The 23,660-nt window shown below is 72.6% G+C and carries 20 protein-coding genes and 1 other RNA gene; 15 read left to right on the forward strand and 6 right to left on the reverse strand.

Annotation, left to right across the window (positions count from 1 at the left end):
* Positions 1 to 109: 109 nt before the first annotated feature.
* On the reverse strand, positions 110 to 1,021 hold the full coding sequence (locus tag ABIC30_RS22230; RefSeq protein WP_354456094.1) for a DUF6925 family protein: 912 nt from the start codon (positions 1,019 to 1,021) through the stop codon (positions 110 to 112).
* A 175-nt stretch (positions 1,022 to 1,196) separates the two neighbouring features.
* Here ABIC30_RS22230 and rfbC point away from each other — a divergent pair, with 175 nt between their 5' ends.
* The 4 genes from rfbC to rfbA all read left to right on the forward strand — a co-directional run bounded on the left by rfbC (position 1,197) and on the right by rfbA (position 4,692).
* Positions 1,197 to 1,748 (forward strand): dTDP-4-dehydrorhamnose 3,5-epimerase, encoded by a 552-nt coding sequence (gene rfbC / locus ABIC30_RS22235; RefSeq protein WP_020094104.1) that lies wholly within the window; start codon positions 1,197 to 1,199, stop codon positions 1,746 to 1,748.
* Positions 1,749 to 1,841: 93 nt separating this feature from the next.
* Positions 1,842 to 2,891: a dTDP-glucose 4,6-dehydratase gene (gene rfbB / locus ABIC30_RS22240; RefSeq protein WP_042672497.1), complete on the forward strand. Its 1,050-nt coding sequence runs from the start codon at positions 1,842 to 1,844 to the stop codon at positions 2,889 to 2,891.
* A complete protein-coding gene (gene rfbD, locus ABIC30_RS22245) occupies positions 2,891 to 3,796 on the forward strand; it encodes a dTDP-4-dehydrorhamnose reductase (RefSeq protein ID WP_103985615.1) in 906 nt (301 codons plus the stop codon). The genes rfbB and rfbD overlap by 1 nt, the downstream gene beginning before the upstream one ends.
* On the forward strand, positions 3,793 to 4,692 hold the full coding sequence (gene rfbA, locus ABIC30_RS22250) for a glucose-1-phosphate thymidylyltransferase RfbA (protein ID WP_020094107.1): 900 nt from the start codon (positions 3,793 to 3,795) through the stop codon (positions 4,690 to 4,692). The genes rfbD and rfbA overlap by 4 nt, the downstream gene beginning before the upstream one ends.
* Before the next feature lie 30 nt (positions 4,693 to 4,722).
* Here rfbA and ABIC30_RS22255 read toward each other — a convergent pair whose 3' ends face one another.
* Positions 4,723 to 4,989 carry a hypothetical protein gene (locus tag ABIC30_RS22255; RefSeq protein ID WP_020094108.1) on the reverse strand — a complete coding sequence of 89 codons (267 nt, stop codon included), beginning with the start codon at positions 4,987 to 4,989 and terminating at the stop codon, positions 4,723 to 4,725.
* A gap of 169 nt (positions 4,990 to 5,158) precedes the next feature.
* Here ABIC30_RS22255 and ABIC30_RS22260 point away from each other — a divergent pair, with 169 nt between their 5' ends.
* The 4 genes from ABIC30_RS22260 to ABIC30_RS22275 are packed head-to-tail and all read left to right on the forward strand — an operon-like array spanning position 5,159 to position 9,622.
* On the forward strand, positions 5,159 to 6,256 hold the full coding sequence (locus ABIC30_RS22260) for an OpgC family protein (protein ID WP_042672499.1): 1,098 nt from the start codon (positions 5,159 to 5,161) through the stop codon (positions 6,254 to 6,256).
* Positions 6,217 to 7,089, forward strand: a complete 873-nt coding sequence (locus ABIC30_RS22265) for an SGNH/GDSL hydrolase family protein (protein ID WP_354456095.1) — start codon at positions 6,217 to 6,219, stop codon at positions 7,087 to 7,089. Before ABIC30_RS22260 ends, ABIC30_RS22265 begins: the two co-directional genes overlap by 40 nt.
* A 56-nt stretch (positions 7,090 to 7,145) precedes the next feature.
* Complete coding sequence (locus tag ABIC30_RS22270) at positions 7,146 to 8,486, forward strand: lipopolysaccharide biosynthesis protein (RefSeq protein WP_354456096.1); 1,341 nt, start codon at positions 7,146 to 7,148, stop codon at positions 8,484 to 8,486.
* The gene (locus ABIC30_RS22275) at positions 8,483 to 9,622 is read left to right on the forward strand and encodes a GNAT family N-acetyltransferase (protein WP_234082779.1); all 1,140 of its coding nucleotides are present in this window, start codon (positions 8,483 to 8,485) and stop codon (positions 9,620 to 9,622) included. The genes ABIC30_RS22270 and ABIC30_RS22275 overlap by 4 nt, the downstream gene beginning before the upstream one ends.
* 307 nt (positions 9,623 to 9,929) lie before the next feature.
* Here ABIC30_RS22275 and ABIC30_RS22280 read toward each other — a convergent pair whose 3' ends face one another.
* Positions 9,930 to 10,214 carry a hypothetical protein gene (locus ABIC30_RS22280; RefSeq protein WP_020094113.1) on the reverse strand — a complete coding sequence of 95 codons (285 nt, stop codon included), beginning with the start codon at positions 10,212 to 10,214 and terminating at the stop codon, positions 9,930 to 9,932.
* A gap of 169 nt (positions 10,215 to 10,383) precedes the next feature.
* Between ABIC30_RS22280 and ABIC30_RS22285 the strand changes: the two genes are divergently transcribed.
* Positions 10,384 to 10,638, forward strand: a complete 255-nt coding sequence (locus ABIC30_RS22285) for a hypothetical protein (RefSeq protein ID WP_026605077.1) — start codon at positions 10,384 to 10,386, stop codon at positions 10,636 to 10,638.
* Positions 10,639 to 10,648: 10 nt separating this feature from the next.
* On the opposite strand, the gene ABIC30_RS22290 is transcribed toward ABIC30_RS22285, so the two are convergent.
* The 3 genes from ABIC30_RS22290 to ABIC30_RS22300 all read right to left on the reverse strand — a co-directional run bounded on the left by ABIC30_RS22290 (position 10,649) and on the right by ABIC30_RS22300 (position 17,054).
* On the reverse strand, positions 10,649 to 12,943 hold the full coding sequence (locus tag ABIC30_RS22290) for a PAS domain-containing sensor histidine kinase (protein WP_234082780.1): 2,295 nt from the start codon (positions 12,941 to 12,943) through the stop codon (positions 10,649 to 10,651).
* A 253-nt stretch (positions 12,944 to 13,196) separates the two neighbouring features.
* Positions 13,197 to 15,821, reverse strand: coding sequence for an aminopeptidase N (pepN, locus tag ABIC30_RS22295; protein ID WP_354456097.1), 2,625 nt, complete (start codon positions 15,819 to 15,821; stop codon positions 13,197 to 13,199).
* Between the two features lie 105 nt (positions 15,822 to 15,926).
* On the reverse strand, positions 15,927 to 17,054 hold the full coding sequence (locus tag ABIC30_RS22300; RefSeq protein ID WP_354456098.1) for an acyltransferase family protein: 1,128 nt from the start codon (positions 17,052 to 17,054) through the stop codon (positions 15,927 to 15,929).
* A 419-nt stretch (positions 17,055 to 17,473) separates the two neighbouring features.
* On the opposite strand from ABIC30_RS22300, the gene ABIC30_RS22305 reads away from it, so the two are divergent.
* From ABIC30_RS22305 to ABIC30_RS22330, 6 genes are all read left to right on the forward strand, one after another.
* On the forward strand, positions 17,474 to 17,914 hold the full coding sequence (locus ABIC30_RS22305) for a VOC family protein (RefSeq protein ID WP_056534063.1): 441 nt from the start codon (positions 17,474 to 17,476) through the stop codon (positions 17,912 to 17,914).
* A 51-nt stretch (positions 17,915 to 17,965) separates the two neighbouring features.
* Positions 17,966 to 18,364: RNase P RNA component class A (rnpB, locus tag ABIC30_RS22310), an RNA gene on the forward strand.
* 427 nt (positions 18,365 to 18,791) lie between these two features.
* Positions 18,792 to 19,853, forward strand: a complete 1,062-nt coding sequence (gene rsmH, locus ABIC30_RS22315; RefSeq protein ID WP_020094119.1) for a 16S rRNA (cytosine(1402)-N(4))-methyltransferase RsmH — start codon at positions 18,792 to 18,794, stop codon at positions 19,851 to 19,853.
* Entirely contained in the window at positions 19,850 to 20,263 is a 414-nt protein-coding gene (gene ftsL / locus ABIC30_RS22320) for a cell division protein FtsL (RefSeq protein WP_012319332.1), read from the forward strand. Before rsmH ends, ftsL begins: the two co-directional genes overlap by 4 nt.
* 54 nt (positions 20,264 to 20,317) lie before the next feature.
* A complete protein-coding gene (locus tag ABIC30_RS22325; RefSeq protein ID WP_376738867.1) occupies positions 20,318 to 22,162 on the forward strand; it encodes a peptidoglycan D,D-transpeptidase FtsI family protein in 1,845 nt (614 codons plus the stop codon).
* A 24-nt stretch (positions 22,163 to 22,186) separates the two neighbouring features.
* Positions 22,187 to 23,644 (forward strand): UDP-N-acetylmuramoyl-L-alanyl-D-glutamate--2,6-diaminopimelate ligase, encoded by a 1,458-nt coding sequence (locus tag ABIC30_RS22330; protein WP_020094121.1) that lies wholly within the window; start codon positions 22,187 to 22,189, stop codon positions 23,642 to 23,644.
* The last annotated feature ends 16 nt before the right edge of the window (positions 23,645 to 23,660 follow it).

Here is a 23,660-nt window from a genome sequence, read left to right on the forward strand (position 1 = left end):
CTCGTCCCTCACCGCGACCCTCTCCCGCACGGGAGAGGGGGTTACGGCGCAGTTGTCTCGACCGGGATCGCCGTCTCTCCGAACCGTCAGGACGCGATCGGGGACGGCACTACCTGACGATAGCCCCCCGCTGAGCGCGCGCCGCGCGGATCGCCGAGCGCGCGAACCGTCCGCCCACGCGCGGCGGATCGGGATCCCGGCCGTCCAGCACAGCGCGGCGCAGGGCCACCAACGCGGGATCGCCCCATCGGTCGAGGACGCGTCCGAACGCGGCGTGGCGCCCGGCATCGAACGGGACCGGTCGCCCGGCCCCGTCCCGCGCGGGATGGGCTGGATGCAGCGTCCCGCAGGGTATCCAACCCGGCGGGATCGGCGCGGTGGCCGCGTGCGTGCGTGCGAGTCGCAGGAGTTGCGGCAGCAGGTGGCACCGCGGCCCGGGCCCCGCGACCGCCCGATCGGCCTCCGGCGCGAAGACCTCGACACGACCGATGCGGGTGATGACGGTCTGGTCCAGGCCCGAGATGACAGCGGACAGCATCGCCGCGGCGCCGGCGGCGAGGAGCGGACGGCCCGCCAGCGCCCGCAAGCGGGCGATCCGCGCGGGGTCGGCGGTCCGGATGCAGGCATCCGCGGCGCGCAGACCGAGGCCGAGATCGAACAGGCGCGCGGCGCGGTCCTCCGGCCGGATTGCCGCCCCGTCGGGACCCAGCTCGGTCAGGACGGTGCGCCGGCCCATCGCGCAGGCGGCCTCGGGAAGGCAGAGCGCGACCGTCTGGCTCCAGCCGTCGGCGAAGCCGGTCTCGTAGGCGAACGGCCTGAGATCCGGATGCGCCCGGACCGCGAGCGCGCCGCGGGCCGTGCGGAGCCCGATCGCGTCGTCCTCGAGGGGCCGTGCCGGCTCGTCGGGTTCCCGCGCGAACACGGCGGCGGCTCCGTAGCCGCCGAGGCTCCACGCGCAGGCCGGATCGGCCAGCTGGGCACGCAGCAGGCCGTCCACCGCGGGTCCGGCTCCGCCCGTCATCGGCTCCCCTCGTGCACGCCACCGCAGCCCGCACGCCTTGACACGGACGGCGAATGACCGGAAGTCGCGGTGCATCACCGAGGTTGTGGTCGGCGAGGCGGGCGCGCGACCCGGAACGACCGACGCGGAGACGTCCGCTGGACCTCGCGACGGGATCCGCAAGAAGGGCGCTGGCATGGACGTCATCGAGACCGAGATCCCGGACGTGAAGCGCATCGTCCTGAAGCGCTTCGGCGACGCGCGGGGCTGGTTCTCGGAGACCTTCCGGGCCGACACCCTGGCGCGGGCCGGCATCACCACGCCGTTCGTGCAGGACAACCAGTCCTTCTCGGCCCCGCAGGGGACGGTCCGCGGCCTGCACTTCCAGATCGCCCCCCGCGCGCAGGCCAAGCTGATCCGCGTGCTGCAGGGCGCGATCCTCGACGTCGCGGTCGACATCCGCAGCGACTCGCCGACCTACGGGAAGTACGTCGCCGTCACGCTCGACGCCGAGAACGGCGAGCAGCTCTACATCCCGCACGGCTTCGCGCACGGCTTCTGCACCCTGACGCCCGACGTCATGGTCGCCTACAAGGTCGACGACTACTACAGCCCCGAGCACGACCGGGCGCTGTTCTGGAACGATCCAGCGATCGGGATCCCGTGGCCGGTCTCCGGCGAGGCGGCGATCCTGTCCGACAAGGATCGCCGGGCGCCGAAGCTCGCCGATCTCGGCCGCGTCTTCTGAAGAGCGCGGCCCGGCCGCAATTTTGTCACGACGGCCGGTCTTAGGCTGCCCCGGCTTTCTCAGTTCTCGATCGATCCGAAGAGGTAATCCACCATGCGCATCCTGGTGACCGGAGGCTGCGGCTTCATCGGCTCGGCGCTGGTGCTGCACCTCGTCAACGATCTCGGCCACGACGTCTGCACCCTCGACGCGATGACCTACGCGGCCAACCCGGTCTCGCTGGCGCCGCTCGCCGACAACCCGCGCCATCGCCTGGTCGAGGCCGATATCTGCGACCGCGCCGCCGTGCAGAAGGCCTATGCGGACTTCAAGCCCGAGGCGGTGATGCACCTGGCCGCCGAGAGCCACGTCGACCGCTCGATCACCGACCCGGGCGCCTTCGTGCGCACCAACGTGATCGGCACGCAGACCATGCTGGACGGCGCCCGCGGCCATTACGAGACGCTGCCGGAGGCCGAGAGGAAGACCTTCCGCTTCCTCCACGTCTCCACCGACGAGGTCTACGGCTCGCTGCCGCCGGACGCGTTCTTCACGGAGGAGAGCCGCTACGATCCGCGCTCGCCCTACTCGGCCTCGAAGGCGGCCTCTGACCACCTCGCCCGCGCCTGGCACGAGACCTACGGGCTACCGGTCCTAGTGACCAACTGCTCGAACAATTACGGGCCGCGTCACTTCCCCGAGAAGCTGATCCCGCTGATGATCCTCAACGCCCTCGAGGGCAAGAAGCTGCCCGTCTACGGCGACGGCCTGAACGAGCGCGACTGGATCCACGTGGAGGACCACGCCAAGGGCCTCGTGGCCGTGCTGGAGCGCGGCCGGATCGGCGAGACCTACCTGCTCGGCGGCCGCGCGGTGCGCAACAACCTCGCGGTGGTCAAGGCGCTGTGCGCGGCCTTCGACCGGCTGCGCCCGCAGGGCGCGCCGCACGATCAGCTGATCAGCTTCGTGGCCGACCGCCCGGGCCATGACCGGCGCTACGCGATCGACTGCACCAAGGCCGAGACCGAGCTCGGCTGGCGCCCGCAGAAGACCTTCGAGCAGGCGCTGGAGGAGACCGTGGCGTGGTACCTCGGCAACGAGGGCTGGTGGCGCCCGATCCGCGAGGGCCGCTACAAGGGCGAGCGCCTGGGGCTCAACGGCTGATGGACGTCCTCGTCCTCGGCGGCGCCGGCCAGGTCGGCACCGAGTTGCAGGCCCTGACGTGGCCGGACGGCGTCACCGTCCACGCGCCGGGCCGCGCGGACCTCGACATCACCGACGCGGACGCCGTCGCGGCGGCGCTCGCCGCCCGCGCCTACCGGGCGGTGATCAACACCGCCGCCTACACGGCGGTCGACAAGGCCGAGTCCGACGTCGTCGCGGCGTGGCGCCTCAACGCGCTGGCCCCGGCGATCCTGGCGGCCGCGACCGCCGCCAAGCGAATCCCGCTGGTGCACGTCTCGACCGACTACGTCTTCGCCGGGACCAAGCCCGACGGGGCCTACGCGCCCGACGCGCCGATCGACCCGCAGAGCGTCTACGGTGCCAGCAAGGCCGCCGGCGAGCTGGCGGTGCGCACCGGCAACCCGCGCCACGCCATCGTGCGGACCGCCTGGGTGGTGAGCCCGCACCGGGGCAACTTCGTCAAGACGATGCTGCGGCTCGCGGCGGAGCGCGACGCGCTGACCGTGGTGAACGACCAGCATGGCTGCCCGACCTCGGCCGCCGACCTCGCCGCGGCCCTCGCGACGATCGCGCAGGCCATGGCCGCGGATCCGGAGGCGCCGACCGGCACGTTCCACTGCGTGAACCGGGGCGACACCACGTGGTGCGGCTTCGCCGAGGCGATCGTGGCGGGCTCGGCCCGGCGCGGCGGGCGCTCCGTGCCGGTCAAGGGCATCCCGACCTCCGCCTACCCGACACCGGCCCGGCGGCCGGCCAATTCGCGCCTGTCCACCGACAGCCTCAACGAGGCCTACGGCATCGCGCCGCGGCCCTGGCAGGCGGCGCTCGACGACATCCTGGACCGGCTCGTCGGGCCGGTCTCAGAGGGAGTTTCCAAGCCATGAAGGGCATCGTTCTGGCCGGCGGATCCGGCACGCGCCTGCACCCGGCCACGCTGTCGATCAACAAGCAGCTCCTGCCGGTCTACGACAAGCCGATGATCTACTACCCGGTCTCGGTGCTGATGCTCGCCGGCATCCGCGAGATCCTGATCATCTCGTCGCCGGAGCACCTCGACAACTACAAGCGCCTGTTCGGCACCGGCGAGCAGTTCGGCCTCAAGTTCTCCTACGCCCTGCAGCCGCGGCCGGAGGGCCTCGCCCAGGCCTTCGTGATCGGGCGCGACTTCGTCGGCGACGACGACGTGGCGCTGATCCTCGGCGACAACCTGTTCTTCGGCGCCGGCATGGGCGAGCTCCTGGAGCGCGCGTCGAGCCGCAAGCAGGGCGCGACCGTCTTCGCCTACCACGTCGACAACCCCCAGGCCTACGGCGTCGTCAACCTCGACAAGTCGGGGCGGCCGACGAAGATCGTCGAGAAGCCGCAGAACCCGGAATCGACCTGGGCGGTGACCGGCCTGTACTTCTACGACAACCAAGTGCTCGACATCGCCGCCGACGTGAAGCCCTCGGCCCGGGGCGAGCTGGAGATCACCAGCGTCAACGAGGCCTACCTGCAGCGCGGCCAGCTGCACGTGGAGCGCATGTCGCGCGGCTACGCGTGGCTCGACACCGGGACCCACGACAGCCTGCTGGAGGCGAGCGAGTTCGTCCGCACCCTGCAGAACCGGCAGGGCCTGCAGGTGGCGTGTCTGGAGGAGATCGCCTACCTGCAGAAGTTCATCACCCGCGACCAGCTCGTGGCCCGCGGCGAGATGTTCGCCAAGACCAATTACGGGCAGAACCTGCTGCGCCTCTCCCGCGAGAGCGAGGACGACCTGCGCCTGCGCCGCGGCAAGTAGCGTCGTCGGCGGCACCCGGGCGCTGCCCCCTTATCGGGGGGCGCAGCCGATGCAGATGCCGCGCATGAGCTTGTCGTTCTCCGCCTCGCGCGGCGTCCGCACGCGCCGGTCGTCCGGCGTCTCGGCACCGGCGCCGCGGCTCGGCGGCATGACGCGGCCGACCGACGAGGTGTTGGGGGCGGTCGCCGTGGAGGCGGGGCCGCCGCCGGTGCCGGTCTGGGCCTGAGCCAGCGCGGGGCCGGTCGCCAGGACCGGCAGGAGGAGCGCGAGGCCGAGGGCGGTGAGGGGGCGGGTCATGGGTGCGGAACTCCGTGCCGGGCCATAACGCGGGTGTGACCGTCCGGTTCGATCGGGCCGCGCGATCCCCACCTTTGTTCGCCTTTGCAGACGCGTTGCGGCGCCGTATCAGGGGCCGCGTTCCCGCCGCCGCCATCCTGATGCGTCGAAACTCGGAGCCGCCGCGACGATGCGGGACCCCAACGCGATCGACTTCTGGCGCGGCTTCGCCCTGATCACGATCTTCATCAACCACATCCCGGGCAACACCTTCGAGCGCTACACCTTCTCGCAGTACGGCATCTCGGACGCGGCCGAGCTGTTCGTGTTCCTGGCCGGCTGGTCGATCGGGATCGCCACCCGCGGGCGCGACGGCAACCCGGAGCCGCCGGGCCGGAGCGTGGTGCGGCTCCTCGCCCGCACGGTCGAGGTCTACCGGGCGCAGCTCACCGTGATGCTCCTGGCGCTCGCGATCATCGCGGGGGCGGCGCTGCTGCTCGACAACCCGCTGATCCTCGAGTGGCACAATGCCGGCAATTTCTTCGCGGACCCGATCCAGTCGGTCTGCGGGATGGCGCTGCTGACCTACCAGCTCGGCTACTTCAACATCCTGCCGCTCTACGTGCTGCTGATCGGCATCGCGCCCGTCTTCGTCCTGGTCGGCCGCTTCAGCCTGCTCGGGGCCCTGGGCCTGTCCGTGAGCGTCTATCTCGCGAGCCTCGTCTTCGGGTGGAACGTCCCCTCCTGGCCGGGCGAGGGCGACTGGTTCTTCGATCCGCTCTGCTGGCAGCTCCTGCTCGTCCTGGGCTTCGTCCTGCAGGGCTGGAACCTCCGCTCCGACGCCCTGCGCCGCTGGTCGCGGCGCCTGATCCCGGCGGGCGTCGTGATCGTTCTCCTCGGGATCGTGCTCGCCGTGACGGAGATCCGCCCGGATCCGATGCTCGTTCCGGAGCCGCGCCTGCTGTTCACGTTCGAGAAGACTTACCTGACCCCGGCGCGACTGGTTCATTTCCTGGGGGTATTGTTAGCGTTTGCACCGCTTTACGCGGTGCTCGCCCCCCGAATCGGCCGCGTCGTCGGTTATCTGAGTCAGATGGGCCGGAATTCACTGGCTGTCTTCTCGATGGGCTCTATCCTGAGCCTGATCGGACAGCTCGTGCGTTTCCAGACGGGCGGCGGCGCGCTGATCGATATGCTGGTCGCCGGCTCGGGCCTGGTCGGGCTGGGGTTTACGGCATGGTTCGTCGAATGGCGCAGCCGCAGCAGATCGTCGCGACCCCGCGCATGACGCGGGCCCGGCTCGCCGCGGCGCTGGCCGTGCTCCTGCTGTCGGGCCCCGCCGGCGGCGCGGCCGCGGCCGAGCAGGCCGCCGGCCCCGTGGCGGACGATCCGGCCCTGTCGCAGGAATGCCGGGTCCCGGGGGCGCAGCTCTACAGCGTCGCCCAGCTCGGCGCCGTCAAGGCGGCGCTGGCGGAGAACCGTCCGCTCAAGATCCTGGCGATCGGCGGCAGCGCGGCACCGGGCGCCTCGGCCTCCTATCCGGCCAAGCTCGAGGCCGCGCTGGAACACGCCCTGCCGAAGGTCGACGTGGTGATCGACCACCGCGGCCTGCCGGGCGAGATCGCCTCCGGGGCCGCCGAGCGCCTGCGCACCATGGTGGCCGAGGCCGAGCCCGACCTCGTCGTCTGGCAGGTCGGCACCCACGACGCCATCGCCCGCGTCGACGTGGACGCCTTCGCGAGCGCGCTGGCCGAGGCCGTGGGCTGGATGCGGTCGCACGGGATCGACGTGGTGCTGGTCGACCCGATCTACACGGCCAGCATGGCGGCCGACGTCGACTACAACCGGATCGTCGAGGCCGTCCGGAGCGTCGCGACCCAGCAGGGCGTGCCGCTGGTCCGGCGCTACGAGGCCCTGCAGTACCTGTCGCGCCGCAGCGACAAGGGCGAGGGTCACATGCTCGGCCGCCAGTTCCGGCTCAACGACCTCGGCCTGCGCTGCATGGCCGAGCACGTGGCGCTGACGATCGCCACCTCGCTGATGCGGACGGAGGCGCCCAAGGAGCCCAAGGCGGCGCCGGCCCAGTCGCCCTTAACCGAGCCGCAACGCGCCCCGGGCTAGACCGGACGGCCAGAGATCGGCCTCCCGCCGAGTTCGGGACCGGCGCGGAGCGCGTAGTGTCAGCCACGGCCCTCCCTGTCCTCGCGCTCCGGCACCTCCGGGCGCTGCGCAGCGGCCCGCAGCGGGCGGCCCTGACGGTCTTCGCGATCCGCGTGGGGTCGGCCGGCTTCGCCTACGGCGCCCAGGTGCTCGCGGCGCGGCTGATGGGCTGGGACGCCTACGGGATCTTCGCGTCGGTCTGGGTCTGGACCGCGATGCTGGGCCACACCCTGACCCTCGGCCTGTCGCAGGGCGCGTGCCGGTTCGTGCCGGGTGATCAGGCGCAGGGCGACCTCGACCTCGCGCGCGGCTACATCCGGGCCGGCGCCCTCGTGACCGGCGGAGCGGCGCTCGCCGTCGCCTGCCTCGGCGCGGCGCTGCTCGTGCTCGAGCCGGACCTGTTCGCCCCCGCCTACTGGGCACCGATCCTGGTCGCGCTCTGCGTGATGCCGCTCTTCGCGCTCCAGGACTACCTCGAGGGCGTGGCGCGCAGCCAGAACTGGGTCGGGCTCGCCATCGCGCCGCCCTACCTGCTGCGCCAGACCCTGATGATGGCCTGCATGGTCGCGGCGATCCTGCTCGGCGCGCCGCCCCGGGCCGAGGTCGCGATGGCCTGCATGCTGGTCGCCGCCGCGGTCGCGACCGCCCTGCAGGCCGCCCTCCTCGCCGCGCGGCTCCGGCGGGAGCTGCCGGCCGGGCCGCACCGCTACCGGTGGCGCACGTGGCTCGGCACGGGCCTGCCGATCGCCGCGATCGACCTCGCCAATGCCGGCTTCACCTTCGTCGACGTGATCGTGCTCGGCGCCCTGGTGAGCCCGGCCGAGGTCGGGATCTACTTCGCGGCGACCCGCATCCAGCAATTCGTGGTGTTCGTGCACTACGCGGTCAGCGCGGCGACGCTCCAGCGCTACAGCGCCGCCCAGGCGCAGGCCAACCGCTTCCTCCTCGCCGAGCTGGTCCGGCGCCAGGGCCGCCTGACGGCGGCCGCGACGCTCGTGGTCGGCGGCGCGATCCTGGCCGTCAGCCCCCTGCTGCTGGCCATGTTCGGGCCGGGTCTCGGCGACAGCGTGCCGATCCTGTGCATCCTGATCGCCGGCAGCGTCGGGGCGAGCCTGTTCGGCCCGGGCGAGGATCTGCTGACCATGCTGGGCGGGGAGCGGCTCTGCGCCGGCATCACGGCGGGGAGTCTCCTCGCCGCCGCCGGCCTGTGCCTCGCCCTGGTCCCGGCGCTCGGGACGCTCGGCGCGGCCGTGGCGGTCGCGGTGGCGAGCGTGGGCCGGGCCGCCCTGCTCGCGCGCGCCGCGGGGCGGATCCACGGGCTTCCGACCCCGGTCTGGGCCGCCGGAGCGGTCCGATGATCGCCGCGAGCCCCCTGCGCGCGCCGTCCGGAGCCGTCGTCACCCTCGGCGACCCGCCGGAGCCGGAGGCCTGGGACGCGCTGGTCGCGGCGGGCGCCGCGGCGCACCCGCACTTCTCCCGGCACGTCATCGAGGCCCATCGGACCGCCGGGCTGCTGCCGGCGGCCCTCCGCTACGTCACGGTCCGCGCGGGCGACCGTCTCGTCGGGCTGCTCCCGTACCATGGGGCCCGGGACCTGACGGGCCTCGGCGGCCGGGTCCTGCGGCCCTTCCTCTCGCCCTACGTGACCGCCACGGCTCCCCTGGTCGCCGACGGTCCGGACCGGGCCGCGCACGCGCTGGCCCTGGTGGCCGGCCTCGAGGCCGCCTCCGGCGGATGCCCCTGGCGCTGGCCGCTGCTGCCGACCGGGGAGGGCGCCGTGCCGGAGATGCTCGCGGCGATGCGCGCGCGCGGCTGGGCCATCGGCACGGTGGCGGGCTTCGACCGCCCGGTCATGGACCGGCGCGCCGACCACGCGGCGTTCCTCGCCGACCATCCCGGCCGGGCGCGCTTCAAGGACCTGCGCCGCCGGGCGCGCCGCCTGTCGGAGACCGGAACCGTCGCCCACGCGTGCGCCACGGGCGGATCGGACCTCGCCCGCCTCGTCGCGGCCTTCCTCGACCTGGAGCGCGCCGGCTGGAAGGGGCAGGCCGGCACCGCCATGGCCTGCCGGCCCGAGAGCGCCGCGCTGGCCAGGGCGCTGTTCACCGCGGTTCCGGGCCCGGTCGCCGTCCGGGCCGACGCGCTGACCCTCGACGGCCGGCCTGTCGCCGTCAGCCTCGCCCTGGTCAGCGGCGGCACCGCGACCCTGCTGAAGACCGCCTACGACGAGGATCTGCGCGGCCACGCCCCGGGCCTGCTGCTCGAGGCCGAGATCGTGCGGGCCTGCCACGAGACCGGCTTCGCCGACCGGCTCGACTCGGCGACGCTGGAAGGATCGGCGCTGGAAGGTCTCTACCGCGACCGGGTTCCGGTCGCCGAGATCATCGCGGTCCCGCCCGGTCGACAGGTGATCTCGCTGGAGCGGCGCCTCCGGCTCGCCCGGTTCGAGCGGGACGCGCGCGCGGCCGCGAAGCGGGCCCTGCGGCGGCGCTAGGGCCGGTTCAGCGCGTTCCGCACGCGGCGCTGGTCCCCTCTCCCGTGCGGGAGAGGGACAGGGTGAGGGATCGGGTCTGTCCGAACGAAGCGCAGTCTGGCCGAGCGGCAATGGTGCGCTCGACCGAGAGGCCTCTTGTCCCTCACCCCAACCCTCTCCCGCACGGGAGAGGGGGCGATGGCGCGGCTGTCGCGTTCGGAGCCGCCGCCCTATCAAACCGTTCCAGAGCGATGGGGACAGGTTCTCGCGCCTCAACCCCATCCTCTCGCGGCGGGTCCACGGCGCCCTGAAACCGCGGTGCGGCCCGCTACCGGCCCCGGTACAGACCGTCGCCCTGCACCCGATCGTAGACGCCGTGCCCGGTCCGGGCACGATAGGCGCGGCCGGCGATCGCGCCGGGGGTCGGCGGCGTGCCGGGCTGCGCGAAGCTCGTCTCGGGCCGGTAGGCCGGCCCCCAGCCGATCTCCTCGTCGCCCGCGGGATCCTTGCCCGGGAAACCCGTGACGTAGCCCGTGCTCTGCGCGAGCGCGGGCCCGGCGGCGAGCCCGAGCAGGAGCGCCAGCGTGCAGCGGTACGTTGTCCTGGATCGCATCGGCCGTATTCTCCAGTCCGGTCCGCCGGGCGGACCACCTGCGGGGCAAACCCGGATCGGGAACGGAGGGTTTTCCGGCGTGTACTCATGCCGCGGGCGAGACGGCGGGCGGGCTGTTGGGAATTCCGGCCGGCCGCGGGGGCGGGCGATGATCGCGGAGGCGGGCGTCATGGACGACTGGAAGGCGGGGCTCCGGGCGGAAATGCGGGCCATCGACATCGCCACGGGCGAGGCGGCCTCGGCGCAGCTGCCGGACCTGCTGCGACGCCTGAGCCGGCATCAGGCCGGTCTCGGCGGCAACCCGGTCCTGTCGCTGTACCGGCGCTGGCGCATCCGGCGCCTGGCACGCGCCGTGGCGGACGCGCGCTGGCACGCGGAACAGGGCCGCCTCGCACGCCGCGGCGGGCTCGACCCGCGTCCGTGAACGGTCCCGCTCAGGCGGCGGAACGGCCCGCCCGCGGCGCCTCGCGCCTGACAATCGTGGAATCGGCCGTCGCGGAAGGGGCCGAGCCGGCCGGAACGCCGGCCTCGCGCTCGGCCGGCGTGGCCGGCAGGCGGACGAGCACGATGGTGCCCACCGTCTCCTCGGAGCGGATCCGGAGCGAGCCGCCGTGGAGCTCGACCATCGATCGGGTGATGGCGAGGCCCAGGCCCGAACCCTTGTGGCACCGGGTCATCTGCCGCTCGACCTGCGTGAAGGGCCGGCCGAGGCGGGCGAGGTCGGAGGTCGGGATGCCTATGCCGTTGTCCTCGATATAGAGGTGGGTGCACGCGCCGGCACGGCGGCCCCGGACGGCGACGCGGCCGCCGGCGGGCGTGAACTTCACGGCGTTCTGCACGAGGTTGGCGAGGATCTGCCGGATCGCCTGCGGATCGGCCAGCAGCTCGAGGCCGGGCACGACGTCGACGCTGACGGTGATCGCCTTCTCGCGGGCGGCCGCCTCGACGGGCGCGAGGGCCGCGCTGATCGCGGTCTCGGCGGAGATCGCCCTGGGGCTCAGGCGCACGCGCCGGGCCTCCAGCCGGGCCATGTCGAGGATGTCGTCGATCATGGACAGCAGGTGCGAACCGCTCTCGCGGATGTCGCGGCAATACTCGGTGTAGCGCGGGGTGCCGAGCGGCCCGAGAACCGCGTTCTCCATCACGTCGGCGAAGCCGATGATGGCGTTGAGCGGGGTGCGCAGCTCGTGGCTCATATTGGCCAGGAACTCCGCCTTGGCCTGGTTGGCCGCCTCGGCGGCCGCCTTCTGGTCGAGGTAGCGCTCGGCGAGATCCGCGAGCTGCTGGGTCTGGAGTTCGAGGGTGCGGCGGGACCGTTTGAGGTCCTTGACGGTCTCGATCAGCTCGCGCTCGGAGGCGAGGAGCTGCTCCTGGTTGCGCTTCAGGCTGGTGATGTCGGTCCCGACCGACACGTAGCCCCCGTCCTTCGTGCGCCGCTCGCTGATCTGCAGCCAGCGGCCGTCGGCGAGTTCCGCCTCGAAGGTGCGGGCCGCCATGTCGGTCAGCGCCATCCCGGCCTCGGGCGATTCCCGCCGGACCTGGGGCAGCACGCCGCGTCCCATCACGTCCGTGTAGCTCCGGCCCGCCTGCGCATCCTCGGGGCTCAGGGCGTGGAGGTGGCGGAATTTCGAATTGCACAGGACCAGGCGGTTGCCGGTATCCCAGAGCACGAAGGCCTCCGAGATCGCCTCGACGGCGTCGCGCAGGCGCATGTCGGCCGCGGCGTTGGTCTCCTCCAGGGCCCGCTGCTCGCTGATGTCGTTGGCGATGCCGACGAGGTGGCGGCCGCCGTCGGCGGCGTCCGCCACGACCTCCGCGCGGGCGCGCAGCCAGACGTAGGCCCCGTCGGCGCCGCGCATGCGGAAGGCGTGGTCGATATGCGTCTGGTTGGCCGCGAGCCCCCGGGCGAGGCTGTACAGGTCGCCGTCGTCGGGATGGACGAGGCCGTTGACGTCGCCGAACGAGAGGTACTCGTGCTGCCGCCTGTAGCCGAGCAGCGTGTACATCGAATCGGACCAGTAGATCCGGCCGCGCGCGATGTCCCAGTCCCACAACCCGCAGGCGCCCCGGCGCAGGGCGGTCTCCAGGCGGCCGCGGATCTGCTCGCGGGCCCGGTCGGCGCGGGCGGCCTGGCGCGTCTGCAGGCCGTAGGCCAGTCCGACTCCGACGATCACGATCGCGGCGGCGGCGATCAGGACGATCTGGTCGCGGGTCCGGGCGCTCCAGCCGCGCAGCAGCGGCTCGATGGGCTGGAGCACCGCCACCTGTCCCGCGCCGCCGGGCAGGCTGTGCACCGCGGCGAGCACGCTCTCGCCGCCGGGAAGCTCGAGGGCCATCGCGCCGGCGCGCTCGCCGAGGCCGGAGAGCGGCTCACTCTCGCCGAGCACCGCCGAGAGGGTCGTGCGGTCGGCCGGCAGCGGCGGATGGGCGGCGACGATGCGGGTGTCAGGGCGGACCACCAGCAGGCGGCGGCCGGGATGCCGCTCGCTCTCGGGCATCAGGGCGCGCAGGTCCTCCGCCACGGTGCCGGCCGGATCCACCGCCCGCGCGGCCAGACGGGCGAAGCCTTCGACCTCGGCCTTCGCGCCCGCCAGGATCTCGGCACGCTGGCCCTGGATATGGAGGGTGGCGAGCCCGACGAGGCAGGCCAGGAACACCGCGAGCGTTCCCGGCACGGCGTAGCGCAGCCAGCGCTCGGCCTGGCCGAGCCGCGGATCCCGGCTCCGCATGGGCCACGAGATCGTGAGACTCGAATCCGCACGCGCGGAGAAGGAAGCGGAAGCCGCCTCCGGCATGGCCGAACCTCGCCCGTGGGAACTGTGATCCGGTGTGGGCACCCGGCCCCCGAAGGCCCCCCGAATCTGACTGAATACAATCACTTCGGGGGGCAGTTTGTCCACGGATTTTTTACCATAAGGGCTTGACGGAACCCAGGTGTTGCCTGGGAGCCCGAGAATCGATTTCTACCGCAGGTTCAGACGGTTAGCCACCTCCGAGGGTGCGCGCGAGGATGTCGGCGGTGTCCCGGGAAAGCCCCGGGATCGCCTTGATCCCATTCAGCATTTCGACCGCTTTGGCGCCGCGTGATTTTTCCAGCCGGCGCCAGGATCCGAAGGCCGTGAGGAGCCGTGCGGCCACCTGTGGGTTGGTCGAATCGAGCGCCGCGACCGTCTCGGTCACGCGGGCGAATCCCGCCCCGTCCCGCCGGGCGAACTGGGTCGGGTTGCCGAACGCGAAGCTCCCGATCAGCGCCCGCACGCGGTTCGGGTTGGTCATGGTGAAGGCCGGGTGTTCCTGCAGCCGCGCGATCCGGTCGAGGGTGCCGGGCTCCGGGATCTGGGCCTGGAGGGCGAACCACTTGTCGAGGACCAGGGGCTCGTCGGCGTAGCGGGCCGCGAACTCCGCGAAGGCGGCCTCGCGGGTCTCCCCCGGGATCAGCGCCAGCGTGCCGAGGGCCGCGAGCCGGTCGGTCATGTTGGTGGCCTCGGCCAGCCGCGCGGCGGCGCGGGCGGCCCCCTCCCGGGGATCGCCGGCGGCGACCAGGTCGAGGGCCGCGTTGCGGAGCGACCGGCGCCCCGCCGAGGCGGCGTCGGGGCTGTAGGGCGCACCGGCCACCGGCGCGAGCGCCGCGTCGATCGATTCGAGCCGCGGCCGCAGGGCCTGGCCCAGACGTGCCCGCAGGTTGAATCGCGCCCGGTGGATCGCGTCGGGATCCACGTCGGCCGGCACCGCGTCGGCGGCCTCGCCCTCGCTCGGCAGCGCCAGGACCAGGGCCGCGAAGGCCGGGTCGGCCAGGGCCTCGTCTTCGAGGAACTGGCCGAGTGCCGCGGCGAACGCCTCCGTCCGATCGGCGTCTGGCTCGAGGATCAGCCGCAAAGCGACGTCCTGCGCGGCCTGCCAGCGGTTGAACGGGTCGCTGTCCTGCGCGAGGAGCCGCATCCGCTCCGCGTCGGTCAGGGTGAGGTCGAGCCGCACCGGGGCGGAGAAGTCGCGCAGGAGCGAGGGGACCGGCTCCTCGGCGACCGCGTCGAACGCGATCTCGGCCTCGGGGCGGTCGAGCACGTAGACGCCGTCCCGCACGTCCGGGCAGGTCGCGCCCGTCAGCGGCCCGGACGCCCCGACGAGACCGAGGGCCACGGGGATCACCAGCGGCGGCCCGTCGGGCTCCGCGCCGCCGCCGGGCAGGCTCTGGGCGAGCCGGAGGGTGTAGCGCGCGGCGGCCGGATCGTGCGCGGCCGCGACGGCGAGGCGGGGCGTGCCGGGACGCTCGTACCAGCGGGCGAAGGCGCCGAGATCGCGCCCGGTCACGGCCGCGAAGGCCGCCAGGAAGTCCTCGACGGTGGCGGCGCGGCCGTCATTGTCGGCGTAGTACCGGTCCATGCCGGCCCGGAAGGCCTCGGGACCGATCAGCGTCCGCAGCATCCGGACGATCTCGGCGCCCTTGTCGTAGACGGTCGCCGTGTAGAAGTTGTTGATCTCCGCGTAGGCCCGCGGCCGCACCGGGTGCCGCAGCGGCCCGGCATCCTCGGGGAACTGGCGCGCCCGCAGCGAGCGCACCTCGGCGATGCGGTGCACCGGCCGGGAGCGCATGTCGGAGGAGAATTCCTGGTCTCGGAAGACCGTGAGACCCTCCTTCAGGCAGAGCTGGAACCAGTCCCGGCACGTGACGCGGTTGCCAGACCAGTTGTGGAAGTACTCGTGCGCGATGATCGCCTCGATCGCCGCGTAGTCGCCGTCGGTCGCGGTCTCGGGACTCGCCAGGACGTATTTGTCGTTGAAGATGTTGAGGCCCTTGTTCTCCATGGCGCCCATGTTGAAGTCGGACACCGCGACGACGTTGAACACGTCGAGGTCGTAGGCGCGGCCGAAGGCGGTCTCGTCCCAGGCCATGGAGCGGATGACGGCGTCGAGGGCGTAGCCCGCCCGGTCTTCCTTGCCGGGCTCGACGTAGACCGCGCAGGTGACGGGGCGGCCCTCCATCGTGGTGAAGCGCGTCTCGACCTTCCCGAGCCGGCCGCCCACGAGGGCGAACAGGTAGGCGGGCTTCGGGTGGGGATCGTGCCAGATCGCGAAGTGGCGGTCCGGCCCGGCCGCGCCGGTCCCGACGGGATTGCCGTTGCCGAGCAGGACCGGCGCCTCGGCCCGGTCGGCCTCGATGCGCGTGGTGTAGACCGACAGCACGTCCGGCCGATCGAGGAAGTAGGTGATCCGGCGGAAGCCGTCCGCCTCGCACTGGGTGCAGTAGACGCCGTTCGACCGGTAGAGGCCCATCAGCTTGGTGTTGGCGGTCGGATCCACCTCCGTGACGAGACGCAGCGCGAAGGGCCGCTGCGGCGGATCGCGGAGGATCAGTCCGGACGGCGTCGCCGCGTAGGCGTCGGGCGCCAGCGGCGCGCCGTCGAGCGCGACCGAGACCAGCCGGAGATCGTCGCCGTCGAGGGTGAGCGGCGCCGCCGGCACGCCGGCCGGGTTCGGCCGCAGCGTCAGCGTCGCGTCGACGCGGGTCGCGTGCGGGTCGAGACGGATGTCGAGGTCGACGCGATCGATCAGGTAGTCGCTGGGCCGGTATTCCTCGAGGCGGATCAGCGGCGGCGTCTCGGTGCGCATTCGGCTCACTCCGGGTGCGGGGCGGGCCCGTTCTGGTCCCTCGGAGCGCGCGGCGCAACGATCGGAGCCGTCGAAACGGCCGGCGTGGCGCGGTCCTCGCCCGGCTCAGAGCCCCGGGGCGGGGCGGCCCTCCGCGCGGAGCGGCCGCTCGAGGCCGACCCTGTCGAGCGTGGCGGACAGGCGGGCGCGGACGAACGGCTCGGCCCAGCGCATCACGGCGTAGCTCAGCAGGAGCATGGCGCAGCACGCGGCCACGAGCGCCGCGTAGGGCGGAACCCCGCCGCCGACGAGGCGGTGGATCAGGGCGGCACCGTTGACGTTGTGCAGGAGGTAGAGCGGGTAGGTCATCAGTCCGATCCGTCGGGCCAGCGCGCAGCCCCGCTCGCCGAGCCGCGCGCGGAGCCACGCGTTGCCGCGCACGCTGGCCACGATCATCAGGACGCAGCCAGCGAAGACGAGGCGCGGGAGGAGCGGATCCTCGCTGCGGCCCATCTGGAAAAGGAACGACCCGGCCGCGTCACCGATCTCGACGAGCGCCCCGACGGCGCAGACGGCGATCACGCAGAGCCGACCGGCCGTCGGCCCCTTGACGAGCGACAACCACAGGAAGACGCCGAGCGCGAAGCAGCAGCCGTGGCGCAGGAGCGTCAGCTCGGCCACGCGGTTCGCCGCCAGGGCGGGGAGGTTCGGCACGGCCAAGGTCGCGACCCAGAAGAGGGTGCTCACACCGCCGACCACGGCGCAGATCGGGCCGATGCTCCGGAATCGCCCGAGCCGCAGCAGCGCGACGACGAGTGCGTAGAAGGCGATCTCCACGCCGAGGGTCCAGTAGACGCCGTCCAGCCACGGCTCGACCGGAACGAACAGGACGCAGTCGAGATAGGCCCGCAGCACGTGCCGACCGGACCCCATGCGGCCGATGGCGAGCGAGACCAGGGCGGTGAGCGTGGCGCAGATCCAGACCGCCGGCACGAGGCGCAGGATGCGGCTGCGCAGGAAGGCGCGCGCGGTCGCGTGCTCGGCCGAGTAGGCGATCACGAAGCCCGAGATGACGAAGAACAACTCGACCCCGATCCATCCGAACCACGTCCAGGCGAACAGGCCGGGGTAAGCTGCGGCGGAGTCGAAGGCGCGCCCGGCCGTCGAGAGCGGCGCCTGCCACGCGTAGGCGCCGAGATGAAAGATCATGACCAGCATTGCGGCTAGGAATCGTGCCGCATCGAGACCGATCATCTGTGCATCATGCTTGCCGCCCTCGGATCCCTGCGTCCTCATCACGGCCCCCGACGTTCGAAACCGCTCTCATCATCCCACCGAGTAAGACGAATCCGTCGCAGCCGGGCTACATCTTGCTGGGTAAGACGCGCCCATACTTTCGGCCGAAGGGTCTCTCCTCCGGCGGATCGGGAGTTCGCGGCGGGGCCGACGGGACGCACGCGGCGCGAGGCCCGCCGCCGGGCCGACGATGCCGGGGGCTGCCGAAACGCCCGCCCGGTCGGCTCGACGGGGTCCGACCGCGCGAACGCCCGGGCCCGATTGTCCCGAGTCTGTATCGGACGGCCTTCTCACCGCCGGAGCGGCCGCTAGCTAGCGGAGCGAGTCAGCCGGAGCCGGCCGGTGGCCCGTCTTCGAAGAGAACAGGACAGGATCCGATGGAATTTCTGCACACCATGGTCCGGGTCGCCGACCTCGACCGGGCACTCGCCTTCTACGTCGACACGTTCGGCCTGAAGGAGGTGCGCCGCGTCGAGAACGAGAAGGGCCGCTTCACCCTCGTCTTCCTCGCCGCGCCCGGCGATGTCGAGCGGGCCTCGGCGACCAAGTCGCCCCTGATCGAGCTCACCTACAACTGGGATCCGGAAACCTACTCGGGCGGCCGCAATTTCGGCCATCTCGCCTATCAGGTCGACGACATCTACGGCTTCTGCGCCAAATTGCAGGAGAAGGGCGTCACCATCAACCGGCCGCCGCGCGACGGCTACATGGCCTTCGTGAAGTCGCCGGACGGCATCTCCATCGAGATCCTCCAGAAGGGCGGCGCCAAGGAGCCGCAGGAGCCGTGGAAGTCCATGGAGAACACCGGCACCTGGTAGCGGGCCCGCGCCCTTGACCCGGACGGCCCAGCGGGCGCATCTGCCCGCGGATCAGCCGGCCGGGCGGCCGCTCCGGACGCGCGAGTGTTCGGGGAGGAAAGTCCGGGCTCCATGGAGAGACGGTGCCGGATAACCTCCGGCGGGGGCGACCCCAGGGACAGTGCCACAGAGAGCAGACCGCCCCGGATCCGTCCGGGGTCAGGGTGAAAGGGTGCGGTAAGAGCGCACCGCGGACGCGGCAACGCGGACGGCACGGCAAACCCCACCGGGAGCAAGACCGAATAGGGGCGGCGCGCCCTTCGCGAGAAGGGCAGGCCGGCTCTCCAGGCCAGTCGCCCGGGTTGGTTGCTCGAGGCGATCGGCGACGATCGTCCCAGAGGAATGGCTGCCACGCCGGCGCGCGCGAGCGCTCCGGCCCTACAGAACCCGGCTTACAGGCCGGCTGATCCACTTCCCGATAAGACCTGCACCTGCAAGGCTTTATCGCCCCGCCGGCGTTCCCGCGCGGACGGCCGGCGCGCCGAAGATTCCGCGGCGGTAAAAACCTTCGGTTAACCTTGCCGGGTTCAGATCGGTCCGCGCGGCAGTGCCAAGCTTGTGCGTTGACGATCCTCCGAGGCCCATGATACCCGGCATCCTCCCGTCAACGGCGTGTATCGGATCGCCGGGCGCACCCTGCCATCGCGCAGGTCCCGTCCGTGCGCGGCGTCTTGCGCGCTCCGCATCCGGTGCCGTTCCCGTCACGCGCGCCGCGCTCGCGCGGCCCGGCACAGGGCACCATGAGACGCACGAGCCGCATCCGCGCCCGGGTTTCCGGGACGCGCCGACAATCCGCCCATCCGCGCGCGCCACGGCGCGCCGGCGCGTCGAGGCGGCCATGAGCCGGCGCCGCTCCTCTCCCGAGAGTTCGCCCCGCCATGGCGGCGATGCGGCGGCTGAACCGCACGTCCCCGTCCTCCTCGCGGAAGTCGTCGACGCGCTCGGCACCGCGGGCGGGATCGCGGTCGACGGCACGTTCGGTGCCGGCGGCTACACCCGCGCGCTCCTCGCGGCGGATCCGGCCCTGCAGGTCGTCGCGATCGATCGTGACCCCACGGCCATCGCGGGCGGACAGGCGCTCGTCGCGGAGTCCGGCGGGCGCCTGCGCCTCCTCTCCGGCCGCTTCGGCGACCTCGACAGCCTCCTCGCGGAGGCCGGCATCGCGCAGGTCGACCGGGTCGTCCTCGATATCGGCGTCTCGTCGATGCAGCTCGACGCGCCGGAGCGGGGCTTCTCGTTCCGCAGCGACGGCCCCCTCGACATGCGCATGGCCTGCGACGGGCCGAGCGCCGCCGACCTCGTGAACGAGGCCGACGAGACCGTTCTGGCCGACATCATCTACCATTTCGGCGAGGAGCGGCGCTCGCGCGCGGTCGCCCGGACCATCCTCGAGGCGCGGCGCCGCGGGCGGATCGAGACCACCGCGCAGCTGGCCGAACTCGTCGCCGGCGTGGTCCGGACCGAGCCCGGCAGCCACATCCACCCGGCGACGCGGACCTTCCAGGGCCTGCGCATCGCCGTGAACGACGAGCTCGGCGAGCTGGTCCGTGCCCTGCACGCGGCCGAGCGCGTGCTCAGGCCCGGCGGCCGGCTCGCCGTCGTGACGTTCCACTCGCTCGAGGACCGCATCGTCAAGCAGTTCTTCGCGGCGCGCAGCGGCCGCTCCGCGCAGGGCTCCCGCCATCTGCCCGGGGGCCTGGTCGAGACCGTCCGCAGCTTCCGTCCCGTCACGAAGGGCCCGGTCCTGCCGGGCGAGGCCGAGACCGCCCGCAACCCGCGCGCGCGCTCGGCCAAGCTCCGGGCCGCGGAGCGCACCGAATCCGACGTTCCCGAGCCGCTGGCCGCGCTGACCGCGCTGGCGAGCCTGCCCGACGCGGCCCGCGGAGGCCATCGCCGATGATCCGCCTCCTGAACCTGCTGGCGGTGGCCGGCCTCGTCGCCTCGGCGATCTACGCCTACTCGATCAAGTACGACACGCTCTACCAGGGCGGTCAGGTCTCGAAGCTCCAGACCGCCCTGCACAAGGAGCGGCAGGCGATCGCCGTGCTGCGCGCCGAGTGGCAGCTCCTGACGCGGCCCGACCGGCTCCAGGCGGCCGTCGACAAGCATCTCGCCCTGGAGCCGATCGGCACCAGCCACCTGGCGCGCCTCTCGGATCTGCCCGCCCGGCCGGAGCGCGGCGACGAGATCGGCCGTCTGCTCGCCGCCACGGCGACGCCCAAGGACAAGGGCGCGATCGAGCCGCGCACGACCGGCTCGATCACCCGCACCGTCACCACGACCCGCACCCCGACGACGGCTTCGAGGTAAACCCCCGTGTCCGATCACGCCGACGAGACCCTAGACCCGGCGGTCGAGCCCGCCGTGTCGGACCACGAGGCGGCGCTGCTCGAAGCCGCCGCGCTGGCGCATGCCGCCGGCGCGCCGCGCCCCTTGGAGGAGGAGGCGCGCGAGCCCGAGCCGCGCGCCGACCGCGCCAAGGCGCTCCTGCGCAGCATGTTCCGGCTGGCGATCGAGCGCTCGCACCTGCGGGTCGCGATGGTCGGGCTGGTCTTCGTCGGCGTGTTCGGGACGATCTCGGCCAAGCTCCTGATGATGGCGATCTTCGGGGAGCCGCCCAGCCAGGAGCACCGGGTCGCGGCCGCGTCCTCAACCGCCTTCCGGCCCGACATCATCGACCGCAACGGCGAGATCCTGGCCACCGACATCCGCACGGTCTCGGTCTTCGCCGAGCCGGGCAACATCTACGACAAGGACGAGGCGGTCGAGCTGCTCACCGCCGTCCTGCCGGAACTCAACGCCTCCGAGCTGCGCGCCAAGCTGACGCAACGCAAGGACAAGAAGGGCGCGGGCTTCGTCTGGGTGAAGCGCGAGCTGACCCCGAAACAGCAGGCCGAGGTCCACCGGCTCGGCATCCCCGGCATCGGCTTCCTGCCCGACCACAAGCGGGTCTACCCGAACGGCGTCGCGGCCGCCCACATCCTGGGCGCGACGAACCTCGACGGCATCGGCATCGCCGGTATGGAGAAGTACATCGACTCCACCGGGCTGCAGGCCCTCAACAGCTTCGGGCTGATCAACAAGCAGGCCGACCTGAAGCCGGTGCAGCTCTCGCTCGACCTGCGCGCGCAGTTCGCCGTGCGCGACGAGCTGGCCTGGGGCATCGACCACTTCAAGGCCAAGGCCGGCGCCTCGATGATCCTCGACGTGAAGACCGGCGAGGTCATCGCGCTCGTCTCCATGCCGGATTTCGACCCGAACGACCCCAAGGACGCGCTCTCGCCCGACCGCATCAACCGGATGAATGTCGGCGTCTACGAGATGGGCTCGACCTTCAAGGCGATGACCCTCGCCATGGCGCTCGATTCCGGCAAGTACAACGTCAACTCGACCTTCGACACCCGGGGCGGCGTGCTCAACTGGGGCCGGCAGAAGATCCACGAGTACCACGGCACGAACCGCGTCATCACCATGCCGGAGGTGTTCACCCACTCCTCCAACATCGGCTCCGCCAAGATGGCGCTCGGCGTCGGCGTGCCCGGCCACAAGGCCTTCCTGAAGAAGATGGGCCTGCTCGACCGGCTGCGCACCGAGCTGCCGGAGAGCGCGGCGCCGATCGTCCCGTCCCGCTGGACCGAGATCAACACCATCACCATCGCGTTCGGCCACGGCATCGCGGTGGCGCCGATCCAGGCCGCGGCCGCGGTGGCGGCCATCGCCAACGGCGGCGACCTGATGACGCCGACCTTCCTCAAGACGACGCCCGAGGCGGCGCGGGCGCGGGCCACGCACGTCCTCTCGGGCCAGACTTCCGAGGCGATGCGCTACATCATGCGGCTCAACGCGGCCGAGGGCTCGGCCAAGAAGGCGGCGGTCCCGTACTATTTCGTCGGCGGCAAGACCGGCACCGCCGAGAAGGTCATCGGCGGCCGCTACATCCACAACCGCCTGTTCACGACCTTCATGGCGGCGGCGCCGATGAACGATCCGAAGTACCTGTTCGTGACGATCATGGACGAGCCGCAGGGCCTGCCGGAATCGGGCGGCTACGCCACGGCGGCCTGGAATTCCGGCGTGGTCACCGGCAAGGTGATCGAGCGCGTGGCGCCGATCCTCGGCCTTCCGCCGCAGTTCGAGCCGCCGGTGAGGCCGTTCCCGCAGATGGTCAAGCTCAACGCCTACCACGTCAACCAGCTGGGCGGCCCGTGAGACCGGATCGATGAGGGTGCAGCGATGAGCGCGCGGCTCGCCGACCTCTTCCCCGAGGCCGCCGGCCCCGCCGCGGACCTCGCCGTCTCGGACCTCACGGCCGACAGCCGGCAGGTCGCGACCGGCACGGTGTTCGTCGCCGTTCCCGGCACGAAGGCCGACGGCCGACGTTTCGCCGCGCAGGCCGCGCAGCGCGGCGCCGCCGCGGTCGCCGGGGAGGGGGCCCGTCCCGCCGACCTGCCCGACGCGGTCGCCTGGATCCCGGTCGCCGACGCGCGCCGGTCGCTCGCCCTCGCGGCGGCCCGCCTCGCGGGCCCGCAGCCCGAGACCGTGGTGGCGGTCACCGGCACCGCCGGGAAGAGCTCGGTGGCCGACTTCGTCCGCCAGATCCTGGCGCGTCTCGGCCGCGACTCCGCGAGCCTCGGCACCGTCGGCATCGTCACCAACCGCGGCGCGCAGTACGGCTCCCTCACGACCCCGGACCCCGTGACGCTGCACCGGACGCTGGCGCAACTCGCAGCGGACGGCGTCACCGACCTCGCCATGGAGGCGTCCTCCCACGGGATCGAGCAGCGCCGGCTCGACGGCGTGCGCCTCGACGCGGCGGGCTTCACCAATCTCGGCCGGGACCATCTCGACTACCACGCGAGCATCGAGGAGTACCTCGCGGCCAAGCTACGCCTCTTCACGGACCTACTCCCGGCGGGCCGCCCGGCCATCGTCAACGCCGACGGCGCCTACGCCGAGCGCGTCATCGCCGCCGCCGAGGCCGCCGGCCGGCCGGTCCGCACGGTCGGGCGGGGCGGCCGGGACCTGCGGGTCGAGGCGGTCCGCACGGAGGGGTTCGCGCAGGTCGCCCGGATCCTGTTCGCGGGCCGGGCCCGGGAGCTGCGCCTGCCGCTCGTCGGCGAGTTCCAGGTCGAGAATGCCCTGGTGGCGGCCGGCCTCGCACTGGCTACCCCGGCGGGGGCGGCCGATCCCGACGGCGTCCTGGCGGCCCTCGACCACCTCACCGGCGTCCCCGGCCGCATGGAGCGGATCGGCGAGGCACGGGGCGGCCTCTGCCTCGTCGACTACGCCCACAAGCCCGAGGCCCTGGAGAGCGTGCTCGCCGCGCTCCGCCCCTTCGCGTCGGGCCGGCTGATCGCGGTGTTCGGCTGCGGCGGCGACCGCGACCGGGGCAAGCGGCCGCTGATGGGCGCCATCGCGCAGCGGCTCGCCGACGTCGTCATCGTCACGGACGACAACCCGCGCACCGAGGACGCGGCCGCCATCCGCCGGGCCATCCTGGACGCGGCGCCGGGCGCGGAGGAGATCGGCGACCGGTCGGAGGCGATTCACAGCGCCGTCGACCGGCTCGGGCCGGGCGACGTGCTGGTCGTGGCCGGCAAGGGTCATGAAACCGGCCAGATCGTGGGAGATCGCACGCTGCCGTTCTCGGACCACGCGGTCCTGCGCGCCGCGATCGCCGCGGCGGCCTGAGGACGACGGGGGACCG

Source organism: Methylobacterium sp. 1030 (assembly GCF_040544715.1).
Lineage (GTDB): Bacteria > Pseudomonadota > Alphaproteobacteria > Rhizobiales > Beijerinckiaceae > Methylobacterium.

Bases quoted from the DNA above. Each gene is read 5' to 3' on its own strand.
- ABIC30_RS22230 (WP_354456094.1), bottom strand. From the start codon at position 1,021: ATGACGGGCGGAGCCGGACCCGCGGTGGACGGCCTGCTGCGTGCCCAG.
- rfbC (WP_020094104.1), top strand. From the start codon at position 1,197: ATGGACGTCATCGAGACCGAGATCCCGGACGTGAAGCGCATCGTCCTG.
- rfbB (WP_042672497.1), top strand. From the start codon at position 1,842: ATGCGCATCCTGGTGACCGGAGGCTGCGGCTTCATCGGCTCGGCGCTG.
- rfbD (WP_103985615.1), top strand. From the start codon at position 2,891: ATGGACGTCCTCGTCCTCGGCGGCGCCGGCCAGGTCGGCACCGAGTTG.
- rfbA (WP_020094107.1), top strand. From the start codon at position 3,793: ATGAAGGGCATCGTTCTGGCCGGCGGATCCGGCACGCGCCTGCACCCG.
- ABIC30_RS22255 (WP_020094108.1), bottom strand. From the start codon at position 4,989: ATGACCCGCCCCCTCACCGCCCTCGGCCTCGCGCTCCTCCTGCCGGTC.
- ABIC30_RS22260 (WP_042672499.1), top strand. From the start codon at position 5,159: ATGCGGGACCCCAACGCGATCGACTTCTGGCGCGGCTTCGCCCTGATC.
- ABIC30_RS22265 (WP_354456095.1), top strand. From the start codon at position 6,217: ATGGCGCAGCCGCAGCAGATCGTCGCGACCCCGCGCATGACGCGGGCC.
- ABIC30_RS22275 (WP_234082779.1), top strand. From the start codon at position 8,483: ATGATCGCCGCGAGCCCCCTGCGCGCGCCGTCCGGAGCCGTCGTCACC.
- ABIC30_RS22280 (WP_020094113.1), bottom strand. From the start codon at position 10,214: ATGCGATCCAGGACAACGTACCGCTGCACGCTGGCGCTCCTGCTCGGG.
- ABIC30_RS22285 (WP_026605077.1), top strand. From the start codon at position 10,384: ATGGACGACTGGAAGGCGGGGCTCCGGGCGGAAATGCGGGCCATCGAC.
- ABIC30_RS22290 (WP_234082780.1), bottom strand. From the start codon at position 12,943: ATGCGGAGCCGGGATCCGCGGCTCGGCCAGGCCGAGCGCTGGCTGCGC.
- pepN (WP_354456097.1), bottom strand. From the start codon at position 15,821: ATGCGCACCGAGACGCCGCCGCTGATCCGCCTCGAGGAATACCGGCCC.
- ABIC30_RS22300 (WP_354456098.1), bottom strand. From the start codon at position 17,054: ATGATCGGTCTCGATGCGGCACGATTCCTAGCCGCAATGCTGGTCATG.
- ABIC30_RS22305 (WP_056534063.1), top strand. From the start codon at position 17,474: ATGGAATTTCTGCACACCATGGTCCGGGTCGCCGACCTCGACCGGGCA.
- rsmH (WP_020094119.1), top strand. From the start codon at position 18,792: ATGAGCCGGCGCCGCTCCTCTCCCGAGAGTTCGCCCCGCCATGGCGGC.
- ftsL (WP_012319332.1), top strand. From the start codon at position 19,850: ATGATCCGCCTCCTGAACCTGCTGGCGGTGGCCGGCCTCGTCGCCTCG.
- ABIC30_RS22330 (WP_020094121.1), top strand. From the start codon at position 22,187: ATGAGCGCGCGGCTCGCCGACCTCTTCCCCGAGGCCGCCGGCCCCGCC.